14 protein-coding genes are annotated in these 14410 nt (G+C 44.5%); 6 read left to right on the top strand and 8 right to left on the bottom strand.

All coding sequences use genetic code 11. The features are described from left to right. The 7 genes from ACBR23_RS21285 to ACBR23_RS21255 form a co-directional block, all read right to left on the bottom strand. The coding region (locus ACBR23_RS21285; RefSeq protein ID WP_371125677.1) for a tetratricopeptide repeat protein at positions 1-3079 on the bottom strand (3079 nt) is incomplete at its 3' end. Positions 3080-3677: 598 nt separating this feature from the next. After that, on the bottom strand, positions 3678-3947 hold the full coding sequence (locus tag ACBR23_RS21280; RefSeq protein WP_371118154.1) for a hypothetical protein: 270 nt from the start codon (positions 3945-3947) through the stop codon (positions 3678-3680). A gap of 72 nt (positions 3948-4019) precedes the next feature. Next, complete coding sequence (locus ACBR23_RS21275) at positions 4020-4403, bottom strand: hypothetical protein (RefSeq protein WP_371120141.1); 384 nt, start codon at positions 4401-4403, stop codon at positions 4020-4022. Positions 4404-4547: 144 nt separating this feature from the next. Then, positions 4548-4772: a hypothetical protein gene (locus ACBR23_RS21270; protein WP_371120142.1), complete on the bottom strand. Its 225-nt coding sequence runs from the start codon at positions 4770-4772 to the stop codon at positions 4548-4550. Positions 4773-4790: 18 nt separating this feature from the next. Continuing rightward, on the bottom strand, positions 4791-5195 hold the full coding sequence (locus ACBR23_RS21265) for a type II toxin-antitoxin system VapC family toxin (protein WP_371118151.1): 405 nt from the start codon (positions 5193-5195) through the stop codon (positions 4791-4793). Then, positions 5195-5419, bottom strand: coding sequence for a DUF2281 domain-containing protein (locus ACBR23_RS21260; protein WP_293178750.1), 225 nt, complete (start codon positions 5417-5419; stop codon positions 5195-5197). Before ACBR23_RS21260 ends, ACBR23_RS21265 begins: the two co-directional genes overlap by 1 nt. A gap of 144 nt (positions 5420-5563) precedes the next feature. Further along, positions 5564-6358 (bottom strand): cation diffusion facilitator family transporter, encoded by a 795-nt coding sequence (locus ACBR23_RS21255; RefSeq protein ID WP_371118150.1) that lies wholly within the window; start codon positions 6356-6358, stop codon positions 5564-5566. Positions 6359-6402: 44 nt separating this feature from the next. On the opposite strand from ACBR23_RS21255, the gene hpsU reads away from it, so the two are divergent. From hpsU to ACBR23_RS21240, 3 genes are all read left to right on the top strand, one after another. Then, positions 6403-7080 carry a hormogonium polysaccharide biosynthesis acetyltransferase HpsU gene (hpsU, locus tag ACBR23_RS21250; protein WP_371118149.1) on the top strand — a complete coding sequence of 226 codons (678 nt, stop codon included), beginning with the start codon at positions 6403-6405 and terminating at the stop codon, positions 7078-7080. Positions 7081-7197: 117 nt separating this feature from the next. After that, positions 7198-8670 (top strand): mechanosensitive ion channel domain-containing protein, encoded by a 1473-nt coding sequence (locus ACBR23_RS21245; protein ID WP_371118148.1) that lies wholly within the window; start codon positions 7198-7200, stop codon positions 8668-8670. Positions 8671-8739: 69 nt separating this feature from the next. After that, the gene (locus tag ACBR23_RS21240) at positions 8740-9906 is read left to right on the top strand and encodes a flagellar assembly protein H (RefSeq protein ID WP_371118147.1); all 1167 of its coding nucleotides are present in this window, start codon (positions 8740-8742) and stop codon (positions 9904-9906) included. A 276-nt stretch (positions 9907-10182) separates the two neighbouring features. Here ACBR23_RS21240 and ACBR23_RS21235 read toward each other — a convergent pair whose 3' ends face one another. Beyond that, on the bottom strand, positions 10183-10785 hold the full coding sequence (locus tag ACBR23_RS21235) for a TetR/AcrR family transcriptional regulator (RefSeq protein WP_371115889.1): 603 nt from the start codon (positions 10783-10785) through the stop codon (positions 10183-10185). Positions 10786-10901: 116 nt separating this feature from the next. Here ACBR23_RS21235 and ACBR23_RS21230 point away from each other — a divergent pair, with 116 nt between their 5' ends. The 3 genes from ACBR23_RS21230 (at position 10902) to ACBR23_RS21220 (ending at position 14407) form a co-directional block, all read left to right on the top strand. Further along, a complete protein-coding gene (locus tag ACBR23_RS21230; RefSeq protein WP_371115890.1) occupies positions 10902-12323 on the top strand; it encodes an HlyD family efflux transporter periplasmic adaptor subunit in 1422 nt (473 codons plus the stop codon). 104 nt (positions 12324-12427) lie between these two features. Next, positions 12428-13612: an ABC transporter permease DevC gene (gene devC, locus ACBR23_RS21225; RefSeq protein ID WP_371120143.1), complete on the top strand. Its 1185-nt coding sequence runs from the start codon at positions 12428-12430 to the stop codon at positions 13610-13612. Between the two features lie 78 nt (positions 13613-13690). Further along, positions 13691-14407, top strand: a complete 717-nt coding sequence (locus ACBR23_RS21220) for a DevA family ABC transporter ATP-binding protein (protein ID WP_371120144.1) — start codon at positions 13691-13693, stop codon at positions 14405-14407. Positions 14408-14410 lie beyond the last annotated feature (3 nt).

Genomic DNA, 14410 nt, shown 5'->3' with positions numbered 1-14410 from the left:
GGGGCGCTTTGAGCTCTTGTTGCTCCCCTAAATCCGATCCCCCTAAATCCCCCTTAAGAAGGGGGACTTTGAGAACATCTTGCTCCCCCCTTAAGAAGGGGGGCTGGGGGGGATCTCCGGGTTCGACAAGGGGCGCTTTGAGCTCTTCTTGCTCACCTAAATCCGATCCCCCTAAATCCCCCTTAAGAAGGGGGACTTTGAGAACATCTTGCTCCCCCCTTAAGAAGGGGGGCTGGGGGGGATCTCCGGGTTCGACAAGGGGCGCTTTGAGCTCTTGTTGCTCACCTAAATTCGATCCCCCTAAATCCCCCTTAAGAAGGGGGACTTTGAGAACATCTTGCTCCCCCCTTACCAAGGGGGGCTGGGGGGGTTCTTCAGGCTCAACAAGGGGCGCTTTGAGCTCTTGTTGCTCCCCTAAATTCGATCCCCCTAAATCCCCCTTAAGAAGGGGGACTTTGAGAACCTCTTGCTCCCCCCTTACCAAGGGGGGCTGGGGGGGTTCTTCAATAATACCCCCTGACAAAATCAAAAACGACTTCAGCGGCTCATCAGCATTAAACGAACCGTGACACGAAAAATGCGCGCAATGAGCATTTTCTAAATCCTCTAAATACCGTTCCAAAAGATTAGTTTTACTCGCTTGTGAGCCCGGAAGAATTTGACTAATCGCGAATTTGGGGGCGATACTGGCGACTTCCAAATCGGTGTAGGGAAGATCCGAGGTGGGGTTTTGCAGGGCGAGGAGTTGGTCAAAATTCGGGTGGATTGTAATCTGTTGCAGGAGTTGGCAACTGGGGCTGTATTGAATCCCTTGGGTGAATCTATCTAACAAGAATTCGTCGTCGGTTAGGGGTAGGGCGTGGAGGGGGAACAGGTGCAGCAACCAGTGGGGAATTAGGATTAAGCGGGTACTTTCTGAGGGCAGAATTGTGGTGATTTGGAGGATTTCGGCAAGACGCTGGAGATAGTCGGAGAGTTTGGTTTGCCAGTGGGTTTTGCTTTGTTTGTAGTCTGCCCGGTAGTCGTTAACTAAATCGATTAATTCAGCGCATTGAGGATTGCGATGCACTGTCAGCACGTCGGGGTAAGTGAGGACAAAGGTGATGATTTCTGCGTCGGTGATGTACCACTCTATTAGGGCGGTGTCTGGGGTGAGGAGTTGGGTAATTTCGGTGAAAGTAATGGGCTTTAGGACTTGGGTGGTGTCCTGTTTTTGGGCGATGACTTCGGCAAGGTTGCGGGCTTTGTTGGCTTCGGCATATAAGAGTGCTTCTTGGTTGCTTTTGCGATCGAGGCATACTTGCACCATGCCTCTGTAGAGCCTATCCCACTCCAAATCGTGTTTTTGCTTGGTTTCATCTCCCGATTCTAATTCTCGTAATTTGGAGGCTCTGAGTATGGCATTTTTAAAGGTATCATAGGCACTTTGGAGAGTTGCTGATTTTTGGTTTGTGTCTTCTGGTTTTTTTCGGTTGATGTAGTCTAGTTTTGCTAGATAAGCCCAGCCCAGGTTATTTAAGGTTTGTGCGTTGTCTAATGGGAAATCCTCAAGGGTATAAACTGTTAAAGCAGCCTCATAAAAGCCGATCGCCCGTTCCAGATTATCCGCCCGCGAACCGTTGATTCTGTCACTGTAGGCATTAGCTAGGTTATTTTGAGTATTTGCCCAATCTTCAGGGAAATTCTTAAGGGTATAGACTGTTAAAGCAGCCTCATAAAAGCCGATCGCCCGTTCCAGATTATCCGCCCGCGAACCGTTGATTCTGTTACGGTGGGTAATAGCTAGGTTATGTTGAGTCTGTGCCCAATTTTGAGGAAAATTCTTAAGGGTACGAACTATTAAAGCTGCGTTAAAAAAGCCGATCGCCCGTTCCAGATTATCCGCCCGCGAACCGTTGATTCTGTCACTGTAAGCAATAGCTAGATTATTTTGAGTCTCGGCCCAATCTTCAGGGAAATCCTCAAGGGTACTAACTGTTAAAGCAGCGTCATAAAATGCGATCGCCCGTTCCAGATTATCCGCCCGCGAACCGTTGATTCTCTTAATGTAGGCATTAGCTAGGTTATTTTGAGTCGTTGCCCATTGTTCAGGGAAATCCTCAAGGGTATAAATTATTAAAGCAGCGTAATAAAATGCGATCGCCCGTTCCAGATTATCCGCCCGCGAACCGTTGATTCTGTCACTGTAGGCACTAGCTAGGTTATTTTGAGTCATTGCCCAATCTTCAGGGAAATTCTCAATGGTACGAACTGTTAAAGCAGCCTGATAAAATGCGATCGCCCGTTCCAGATTATCCGCCCGCGAACCGTTGATTCTGTCACTGTAGGCAGCAGCTAGGTTATTTTGAGTCAGTGCCCAATCTTCAGGGAAATCCTCAAGGGTACGAACTGTTAAAGCAGCCTTATAAAATGCGATCGCCTGTTCCAGATTATCCGCCCGCGAACCGTTGATTCTGTTTCTGTAGGCATTAGCTAGGTTATATTGAGTTCTAGCAAAGTCTTCGCTTCCCGGTTCCCGATTATTTAAAACTATTTGATAACCAGTAATGGCAATTTCAATATTATTTGCTCTATTCCCACCGGGAAATTGATAAATGTCAATACTCAAATTTTCAATGTGGCGGACAATTGAGCTAATTGTTTCTGCATTTTCGTCATCAAGTAACCTCTGGGCTACTTGCTGTAAAGTCTCGGCAAAACGGGCATTGAGGAGATGTTGCCGTTCAGCGAGGATGGGGTAAATGACTTTAATATCGCTATTACTAGCTACTTCTGCTTTCAATAATTCTAGGATAAAGTTGGCATACTCTTGGGGATTTTCACCTTCAGAGTTATTGCGATCTCCGTCATCGTTCATATCGATTAATTGCCCTAGCTGACTGGCCAGATTTCGGAGGAAATTCGCGCCATTTTCGCCTCCTTGTGCTGCCAACTTTGCCGCTACTGACTCGCAAGTTTCCAGAAATCCGCGATCCAATAATTCTGAGTTATCTTGTAATATCTGGGGTTCATCGACCTTGGGGCAATTCAGCAGGGTGTGAATTAATTGCTCGTAGGCTGCGATGCGGTTTTCTTCCATTGTGGGGAGTTGTGAATAACACCGATATTTATTTTATCATGATTGGTGGGTGGCCAGAAACCGGGTTTTTCGCAGGATATTTGTTACACGCGAAGATTTGGGAAAAAACCCGGTTTCTTTGGTTGTGCGTGGGTGAGTGGCCAGAAACCGGGTTTTTCGCAGGATATTTGTTACACGCGAAGATTTGGGAAAAAACCCGGTTTCTTCGATCGCGCGGAACCATATCAATTTCTACCCAATCCCGAACAAGTAATCGAAATTACCGTCTCCCACAGACTTTTTAAGCGTATTGATAATTTTCGTTGTATTATCGTAAGGCCCTTCAACATAAAAAGGTTTTCCATTGCGACCGAATTTCAAGCCGATTTCGCTGGTTAATTCTCCTAGATGAGCCTTCGACTGCTCGAAATCGCGATGCGGTTCAAAGCCTAATATTTTGGAATAAGCGATCGCGCCCCAAACCAGGGCTTGTGCTTGTTCTACACTAATCTCTTCGTATCCCAGAAACGGCGAGTAAGAATTCTCAATGAGATTTTTATATTGGCTATCGTTTAAGCTACTAGAACTCCACTATCTACAATAATTATGGGATGATAAGTCATTGCGGATGATATTGAGGATGTCTTTTCTGCAAATAAGCTTCGATCGCTTTTTTCCGATTTGCCCGTTCTGATAAATCAGGCGGCGCATCTTCTAACAGATGTTCAGGATGTCCCCCACGTCTTTCTACAATAGTTTGACGCGGTTGCAAACTCAGCCAGCGTTCTTTAACTAAGCGTTTAATCAATTCATCGCTGGTAGTTTTCTCCCTTCCCAAAATTTCTACTAAATACACTTCTGTTTCCTTGTCCAATTCTATACTCAGCATGACAACCTCCGATTAATTATGCTAAATTATACATTACATTTTCGGTTCTTTCGTACTTACCATGCTATATTTTTAATCCTCATCCAAGTCGAAATTCTCTGGAACTAATCGATCAAAGCTATTGCGGGTTGGAAGTTCAGGCAGATCTCCCAGCATAGCAACTGCTTCAGCAAGTAGATTTAGATTCTCTGGATCGGGGTGTTTTTGTGCCGCCCGCACAGCCAAGATGACGATACGCAATCCTCCCCTTAGCCGATCGACATCACGAGCTAGTCCATACATTGCTTGAAAGTCATTTTCCTCAATAATGCGGTACTGTCCTGTTTTTGTCTGGAGGGTAGCAATGACACCATTGGCGATCGAACTGAGTGCTTCTGCGCCCTTCAAACGAAACTTCTCAAATGATGTCCAATTTGCACCGCTTCGCAACCTAAATTTTTTATTTGTAATTTGCATAGTTTCACCTCTTTACTATATCCTAACGTAAATCCAACGAAAAAACAACGGCTTGCGAGAATATTTCGTGACAGGCGAAGAGATGGGGAAAAGCCGGTTTCTTGGATGGTGCGCGAGTGGCCAGAAACGGGTTTTTTGCTATGTTTATACTTCTTGTAAAATGCGACTATTCAAACGCTCATACTCATCCTCTAGCAGCCACATTTTAGCAGCTTCATAATTGTCACTGGTAAAAATAACTTTATAGTTTTGTGCGGGATTATGGATGCAAAATCTCCCTGAATTTTCCTTAACTAACATCAGGATATAAGGAGGAGATATCAGAGTATCAGCCCAGATTTCCGCAAACTCCCACTCAGTTTCTTGCATGGTAAATTCCACTCATAATCACCAAATTGTCTGAATAGTTGTTAACGCTTGAATTTTCGCGTCGCGGGTGACTAACGGAAGACTTAAAGATAAAGCAGTGGCTGCAATAATCCTATCTGGCATATCTGGCACCACATCGCGGGGAATCTGACGCAGAGTTTGCGCTGTTATTAAATCCAAGGGGGCGATGGCTAAACCAGTCCCCGGATCGGATAAGGCATTAATTAATTGCTCAAATGCCTCTTCGGGCAATCGATACCTTTCCACTAAATAACCTAATTCTACCACAGAAATCGCGGACACATAAATCGAATAGCCTCCTGCTAATGCTGTATCCAAAGCAGTCATTGCTGCTTGCGATAATCGAGCAGTCTCCCGCAAATACCAGATAATTGTATGAGTGTCGGCGACAACGGCGGTCATTAAATATCCCCTCTCGGAAAATTTCCCCACATTTCTTTTCTAGCTTGGGCAATATCTTCTTCGGTGATATCCATATCTAAATGAGCCCACATTCCTTTGACGCTTTTCAGAGGTCGCTTGAGAATGTTTTTTTGATGAAGAAATTCAGCAAAGTCTAAAACTTCTTGCTGGTGATTCGGGGGTAATTCCCGCAATTTATCTAAAACTGCTTGCTCTAAATCCATTGTCTTTTTTCCTCCGTTTTTGGTGTAGTTGACATAACTTTGATTTTGCTCGGTTCTATTTTCATTATATAGCTATCTTTTATACTTTGGATCTTAACCGCAGATGTTGGCGGATAAACGCTGATGAACGCAGAGGTCGAGACATCATTTTATTAGTTCTTCGAGGGATGGAAATAGCAATTTTTCGGCGCTCACTCTTTCGCAATCACAAGGTTCTTGAATTGCGGATATTGCTGATACATTTCCTAGCAGCAATTGGATGCTTTCTATTAGCAATGGTAGAGTTAATAAAATAATTGATACCGATACTAGCAAGCTAATTAAGCCGTCAGCCCAATTCCAGTGCAGCCACGCTACGGCGATCGCCGCTAAAATTACTCCCACCGACGAAAATATATCGGCAACGGCGTGGAGAAAGGCGCTTTTGAGGTTCAAGTCGCCGTGACAGCAGGAATGCAAGCAGCAAGCGTTGATGGAATTGATGCTTAAACCGACTATGGCGGTAATTAACATCGGGAGTCCTTCGACTTCCGGGGTTGGGGACAGCAAACGGGCGATGGATTCGGCGCCAATCCATAGAGCGATCGCCACTAAACTGATACTATTAATTAAAGCGGCAATGATTTCTGGGCGATCGGGAATTGGGGAAGAGGCGATCGCACAATCCACTGATTTACTTCTTTTAACTGACGAGTACCAAGCGGCGGTTAAAGTTATTGCTAAAGCTGCTACATCTGAAAAAACGTGACCGGCATCTGCTAATAGGGACAAACTGTGAGAGTTGATGGCGGCGATTAACTCTGCTACGAAAAAGCTACTAAGTAGTACGAAAGCTGTTTGTAGAAGCCGCACTTTGGGATTTCTGGGATTGGGATTTTCCCCTGGGCCGAGATTCTTGGTGTTTGGAAAGTTAAAATTGTCCCTAACTGGAAATGTCATTGAGCAATCCTTAAAGTTAAACTTGATTTTCAATTAAACATTAGATGACTCATTATACGCCAAGTCCCGACCCGGAACCGCAAGAGCCGATCGCAAATTCCCCAAATTCTGAAATCAATTATCATTCAATTAGCGACAACCAACCAAATATTTTCACAGGGGAATCTTTAGTTGATTTACGGAAGTACGATCAATCAAAGTTCGATCGCGGAAGACCTGGTTGGGTAATTTTGCTTTGGTGGTTCGTCCAGGCGATCGCTTTTCCGTTAACTCCACACCCTGTGAATGGTCTTAGAAGGTGGCTGTTGCGCTTGTTTGGAGCCAAAATAGGTTTTGGTGTGATTATTCGCCCTACAGCCCGTTTTACCTATCCTTGGAAAATTGAAATCGGGGATTACAGTTGGATCGGAGATGATGTGGTTTTGTATAGTTTGGATCGAATTGCGATCGGCAAACACTGCGTCATATCTCAAAAAAGCTACCTCTGCACTGGTAGTCATGACCCCGAAGACCCAGCCTTTGGGTTAATCGCAGCATCTGTTATCATTAATCATGGCGTTTGGATTGCCACCGACTGTTTCATTGGTCCTGGTGTGGAAATCGGTGCTAACGCTTTAATTGGAGCTCGTAGCAGTGTCTTTAAAAATATGCCCGCCGGCTTTGTTTGCATGGGTACTCCTTGTCGTCCGTGCACTCGACGAGAAATCAAAAAAAGTTCCTAGTGAGCATTTAAATTGTATCAAAACTTGGTAGTAATAACTTCAGTCCTTTTTTATCCAGCTTGGGACCTAGGACTAAAGTCCTTACTACTAAAATACCCCATTTTTTCTAAGTTAAAAGTGAATACGATCCCCGAAGAATTGTTGATAGGTATTTCTCAAGTCTTTACATCTACTCTATTTCAAATCGGCGATAATCCCGTCTCTCTACGGTCACTGATAGAATTGATTATATCATTTATAATCGTTTTAATCATTTCCCAAGGATTTACAACTTTTCTCAAAGAAAGGTTGCTCTTAAAACTGGGAATAGACGAAGGCAACCGGGAAGCAATTTCCGTAATTATTCGCTATTTAATCGTAGCTTTTGGCGTGGTTATTTCGATCCAAGGAATCGGATTTAACCTCGCTTCCTTTGCTGTGGTTGCGGGGGGATTGGGAGTGGGTATTGGCTTCGGAATTCAGGATTTGACAACCAACTTTGTCAGCGGGCTGACGTTGCTTTTAGACAGACCTGTCAAAGTCGGAGACTTCGTGGAATTAGAAGGATTAATGGGAATAGTCAAAAAAATATCTATTCGCTCGACTATTATCAAAACTAATGACGACTCCAGCGTCATAGTTCCTAATAGTAAGATGATTAGCAACAAAATTGTTAACTGGAGTTACCAAAATCCGCTACTTTGTCTGCGACTTTCCATAGAAGTATCGGAGAATAGCGACCCGCTGTTAGTTACAGAAACTCTGTTAGAGATTGCTTACGCTGAAGCAGGTGTTTTGTCCGAACCAAATCCGAAGGTATTCTTTGTTGAGTTTGGGGATGATTGCTTTAAATTTGAACTTTTAGTTTGGACTGACAGACCAACGGATCGAGAAGTTATTAAAAGTTCTTTAAATTTTGCCATTGAGTACAATTTCCGTCAGCAGGGAATCGATTTTCCGTCCAATGACAGAGATTTATATTTAAAAAATCCTGAATTCATTTGGTCGGTATTCCACAAAAATGAAAGTGTAAATAACCCAAATCCTGTCGTGGTAAATAGTCCCAAAATGCCAATTCTGCCCAAGGGAATAAAAAAGCCGTCGTCCCTAAGCGGTTTGCTGCGAGAAGTGACATATTTTGAACATCTCACGGATATTGAATTACGACAATTGATAGAAGTTGGATACCGCCAGCGTCTACGCCCACAAGAATTTTTGTTCCGGGAAAACGACCCCGGAGATGCTTTTTATATGATTCTTTCTGGGTCAGTGGAAGTTTTTGTGGAAGCGATTGATAAACACTTAAATAATCTCACTACTGGCAAGTTTTTTGGGGAACTTTCTTTGATGTTAGGAATCCCCAGAACTGCTTCAGTGAGGGCTTTGGAAGAAACAATTTTGTTTGCGATTAATAAAGAAGGTTTCCAAAAGGTTTTAACGGAACGACCGGATTTATACGAACAAATTATTCAAGAAATAGTCAAACATAAAGAAGAACTCAGCGAGAGACAACAGGAACTGCGAGAAATGCAACTGGTAGATGCGGCAGAAGATGATGAGAGTCCTGTTGAGTGGGTAAGGAAAAGGCTCAAAAATTTATTTAATGTTTGAAGTGAAAATTAACAATAAATATCGCGCCAGTATGTTACAATTCAGTCACAAAAATTAATTCTAATTTCTATGACGCGATTCATTCACGATCGCTTTGCCAAAGAATTCCTGGAAGAACTGCTGTCACCCATCGGCACAGTTAATATCGGTCGTGATGTGACTTCCGAGGTCCGAGAAATCGATGTTTACTTCACTCCAGGTACCGCAATTCCCGAATACTCAGAAAATCTGGGATTGTTGGGAAAAATGGCAAGCATGACTGCAATTTTTGAACCATTTCGCAATCCAGTAAATGTTGCCGAGGCTATTAGCTGTGTCATTAAGCTATGGAATTTGCGAGGTGAATTGCAGCGGGGGGCAAAAAGAAAAAATACTCCCTATGATGATGCTGATTTGCCCAGACTGTGGATTTTGACACCGACAGCATCGAAAGCATTGTTAGAGGGTTTTGCTGCGATACCCAACCCGCAAAATTGGGTTGAAGGAATCTATTTTTTTCCGGGGCATTGGGAATCGGCAATTGTGGTGATCCACCAGTTGCCAGAAACACCAGAAACCTTGTGGTTGAGGATTTTGGGGAAAGGGAAAGTACAGCAAAGGGCGATCGCCGAATTGAGCGTTTTAGCAACAGACAATCCGTTGCGGATTACTGCGTTAGAATTGCTATATCGTCTACAATCACATTTAGTAGCCGACATCCCACAGGAATTAGAGCCAGAAGAGCGGGAGTTAATTATGACCATCGCACCACTTTTTCAACAACAAATACAAGCAGCACAACAACAAGCTAGAGAAGAGGGACTAGAACAAGGACTAGAACAAGGGCTAGAACAAGGGCTAGAACAAGGACTAGAACAAGGACTAGAACAAGGACTAGAACGTGGCAGACAAGAACAACAGCGGTTAATCTTAGAAAATTTTCTGCGAGTCAGATTTGGAGAATTGAGCCCGAAAATGACTGCTCTTTTATCTCCAATCTCGAAGTTGTCTGCTGCGGAATTTACCGTTTTGTTGCTAGCAATATCGATGCTGACAGTTGATGAAGCTGGGCGGGAACAAGCGGTGAATTTGTTAGCTGAAAGTACCTTGAAAATGTCCGTTACAAACTTGGAGGATATTTTGCCACAGGCGGTGACTAATTTATTGGCGTTGCCGATCGCAGAATTGACATTGTTTGCTGAACAACTGCCACAGTTATCGGATGCTGAATTGAGGGAAAGGTTAGGGAAAATATAGCAGTCCTTGCAGGAGTCGTAAACTTTTTTACCCCACCCCAACCCTCCCCTTATTAAGGGGAGGGAGTAAGAAATTCACAAATGATTTAGGATTGCTATATAGCAGTCCTTGCAGGAGTCGTAAAGTTTTTTACCCCACCCCAACCCTCCCCTTATTAAGGGGAGGGAGTAAGAAATTCACAAATGATTTAGGATTGCTATATCTGACTAAAAAAACAGAAAACTTAGATACCCGATTTCTTCAAGAAGTCGGGTATCTAAAGCTCTAAGAATTTGATTACGATCGCAAAATCAACTGCATCAAGCCCTCGATCAGTCGATCGCGCTCCATTGGTATAATTTCTTTGCCGTGCATCATATCCTGCGTTAACTGGAAATACACCAAAGATCCAATAAAAATCCGCGCTGTGGCTTCAGGATCGGCTAATTGCAACTCCGGGCGAGATGCCAAATATTGAGTAAGTCGCTCAATCCCCGGTTTCGCTAGGTTTTTCACAAATATCTGGGCTAGCTGGGGAAAACGCCCTGATTCAGCAATCACTAACCTCACGAAGGTGAGAAAATGAGGTTCGTGAGTGGCTTGATCTAGTAAAGTCGTAGCAATGAATCGCAGGGCGATCGCCGGTTCAGTTTCAGGTACCGGAAAATAAACTAACTTTTCTGCCGCTAGCCGTTGAATCAAGGCCGCAAACAATCCCTCTTTGTCTTGAAAATAGCTGTAAACCGTGGCTTTGGAAACTCCCCCCGTCTTCGCTACCTTGTCCATACTCGTGCCCGCATAGCCGTGGGTTAAAAATTCTTGCATCGCACCTTGGAGGATTTGCTCGCTCTTGTCACCTCCTATGCTTGCGTCTGGTTCTATCGGTTTTGTCTTTGCCATTGTTGGTTTTTGTAATTTTTGCTTGGGCTCTTGACATTATTATACTGAACGGTTTAGTCTTGAAACATAAAAGAACTAAACCGTTTAGTTTTGTACCCAAAAAAAAGAGGCGTGTCATGGTACATCAACCAACCGCAGACAGCTTATCCTCAAATCCATCTCTAGTTAAGCAACTGCTAATAGTGGCCGCAGCAGCCACCCTGGCGGCTGGGGGAACGACAGGTTACACGATGTGGCGATCGCGCCAACCCGATCCCAATGCAGTAGCAGCGACAGCAGCGACGACAGCAGCGCAATTAACCACAGTGACAGCCTTGGGGCGACTGGAACCCAAAGGAGAAGTAATTAAAGTCTCTGCTTCCGGTTCCGCCGAAGGAAACCGGATCGATCGACTCTTAGTTAAAGAGGGAGACAGGGTGAAAACAGGTGAAACGATCGCCATTCTCGACAGTCGCGATCGTCTGCAAGCAGCCTACGACCAAGCTCAAGAACAAGTGCGCGTCGCCCAGGCAAATCTAGCAAAAGTCAAAGCAGGAGCCAAAAACGGCGAAATCCAAGCCCAGAAAGCCACCATTGGCCGTTTAGAAGCCGATCGCACCAACGAAATCACAGCACAACAGGCGATCGTTTCCCGCACAGAAGTCGATCGCAGCACCGAAATAGCAGCGCAACAAGCCACCATGGCGCGCATCAGGGCGGAACAGCTTGGGGAAATTCAAACCCAAAAAGCCGCGATTTCCCGTCTAGAAGCCGAACTTCGCAACGCTAGCAGCGAGTATCAGCGCTACTCGCAACTGTACCAAGAAGGAGCAATCTCCGCTTCCACCAGCGACAGCAAAAAACTAGCCACCGAAACAGCCCAACAACAACTAAACGAAGGAAAGGCAAAACTGAATCAAATTCAGCAATCTCGCCAGCAGCAGATTAACGAAGCCCAAGCCAAACTCAGCCAAATTCAACAATCCCGCCAGCAGCAGATTAACGAAGCCCAAGCCAAACTCAGCCAAATTCAGCAATCTCGACAACAACAGATTAATGAAGCCGTAGCAAATCTCGATCGCATTTCCGAAGTTCGCCCCGTAGACGTGGAAGCCGCCAGCGCCGAAGTTAGTTCCGCCACTTCCGCCGCCAAACAAGCCAAAGCTAATCTAGCTCTAGCTTACATCCGCTCTCCCAGAGACGCGCAAGTCCTGAAAATTCACACATATCCAGGGGAAAAAGTGGGGAATGACGGGATTGTCGAACTCGGACAAACTCGCGAGATGTTGGCTGTGGCTGAAATCTACCAAAGCGATGTGGATAAGGTACGAATTGGACAGCCGGCTAAAATTACTAGCGATTCTTTCCAGGGCCAATTGCAGGGAACTGTTGAACATATCGGCTTACAAGTGCAGCGGCAAAACATTGTTAATACCGATCCTTCTGCCAATATTGACGCTCGAATTGTGGAAGTGAAGGTGCGTTTGGATGCAGTTTCTAGTCAGAAAGTCGCTGGATTGACTAATTTACAAGTCAAGGTGGCGATCGGTGGAAATTAAGGATTAAGAATTTTTAAACCACAGAGAGCGCAGAGAGCGCAGAGGAAGAGAATAGAGAGTTGTTTTCTTCAATCCAAAATCCAAAATCTAAAATTCAAAATCCTATGCTTGGACTAATCAAACCATTACAACAGTTAAGAAACAGAACTCCTCTGGGATGGCTGCAACTGAGTCATGACAAAGGGCGAATGGCCGTAGCTATAGCGGGAATTGCCTTTGCTGACATTTTGATGTTCATGCAGTTGGGCTTCCAAAATGCGCTTTACAGTAGCAATACGCGCCTGCACCAAACTTTGCAAACTGATTTAGTTTTGGTCAGTCCCCAAGGTCGTAATTTACTGAATTTGTCTTCTTTCCCCAGGCGCAGATTATATCAGGCTATGAATGTACCGGGCGTGCGATCGGCCGATCCGCTTTATGTCAAACTTGCTAACTGGAAAGTCCCGGCCACAGGTCGCGAAACGTCTATTATGGTGGTGGGCTTCGATCCCGATCGCCCTGCTTTTTCCCTGCCGGAAGTCAACCAAAACTTGAACTCGATTAAATTGCCGGATACGGTGTTATTTGACCGAGCTTCCAGGGGAGACTATCAAGATGCGATCGCCCAAATCAATCAGGGAAAAATTGTGAAAACTGAGATCGATCGACGCACGATTACGATCGACAGCTTATTTAGCATTGGAGCATCTTTTGCGGCCGATGGAGCTTTAATCACCAGCGATCAAAATTACCTACGCTTGTTTCCCAAACAAAATGCCGGGAGTGTTAATGCCGGATTAATTCAATTGCAAGTCGGTGCCGATCCAGTACAAGTTCAACAAGTTTTAAAAGCATATTTGCCACCGGATGTCAAGGTATTGACCAAAGCAGAATTTATAGAATTCGAGAAAAATTATTGGGCTAAAAATACTGCTGTCGGCTTTGTATTTAACTTAGGTGTCGCCATGGGTTTTGTAGTTGGTGTCATTATTGTTTATCAAGTTCTCTCCACCGATGTCAGCGACCACATGGCAGAATACGCGACTTTTAAAGCAATGGGATACCGCAATATTTACTTGCTCGGCATTGTTTTTGAAGAAGCTATAATTCTTTCAATTATCGGTTTTTTACCGGGTTTAGGAGTCTCTTTAGGTCTCTACTCTTTAACTCGTAAAGCCACAAATCTACCCATGTATATGACCATAATTCGGGCAATTACAGTATTGATTTTAAACACGGTCATGTGCAGTATTTCAGGAACTATTGCCACTCGCAAACTGCAAGCAGCCGACCCCGCAGACATTTTTTAATCTGCATTTCGGATCTCTCTGATATCTCTCTGTGTTCTCTGCGCCCTCTGTGGTTAAAAAAATCCGAATCTTTAACTCATGAAATCCACTCTTGTCAACCCCACAACCAACAAGTTACCCATTTCAGAACCTGTAATTTCCATGCACAAACTAGACCACTACTTCGGTCAAGGTCAACTGCGAAAACAGGTACTTTTTGATATTAACATAGAAATCAATGGAGGCGAAATTGTCCTGATGACCGGGCCTTCTGGTTCTGGAAAAACCACACTTTTAACCTTGATTGGCGGACTGCGTTCTGGTCAATCTGGAAGTCTCAAAATTCTCGGTCAAGAAATGTGCAATGCCAGCCCAGATAAATTGGTTAAGACGCGGCGCAAAATTGGCTATATTTTTCAGGCGCACAACTTGCACCGCAGTTTGACCGCACTGCAAAACGTGCAAATGGGTTTGGAAGTTCACGGCAATTTGTCGCGTTCCGAAATGCGCGATCGCTCTGCAAAAATGCTAGATTTAGTAGGACTGGAACAGCGGATTAACTATTATCCAGATGACTTGTCAGGGGGACAGAAACAAAGAGTTGCGATCGCCCGTGCATTAGTCAGTCACCCGCAAATTGTGTTAGCTGACGAGCCCACAGCCGCCCTGGACAGCAAATCTGGTCGCGAAGTGGTGAATTTGATGCAGAAACTGGCCAAAGAGCAGGGTTGTACCATTCTGTTAGTTACCCACGATAACCGAATTTTGGATATTGCCGATCGCATTATTAATATGGAAGATGGAAAATTAGCATAAATA

The organism is Microcoleus sp. (genome assembly GCF_041354475.1).
In the GTDB taxonomy this organism is placed as follows: domain Bacteria; phylum Cyanobacteriota; class Cyanobacteriia; order Cyanobacteriales; family Microcoleaceae; genus Microcoleus.
Note: the sequence above shows the minus strand (reverse complement) of the source record. Positions and strands in the feature narration are given on the sequence as shown.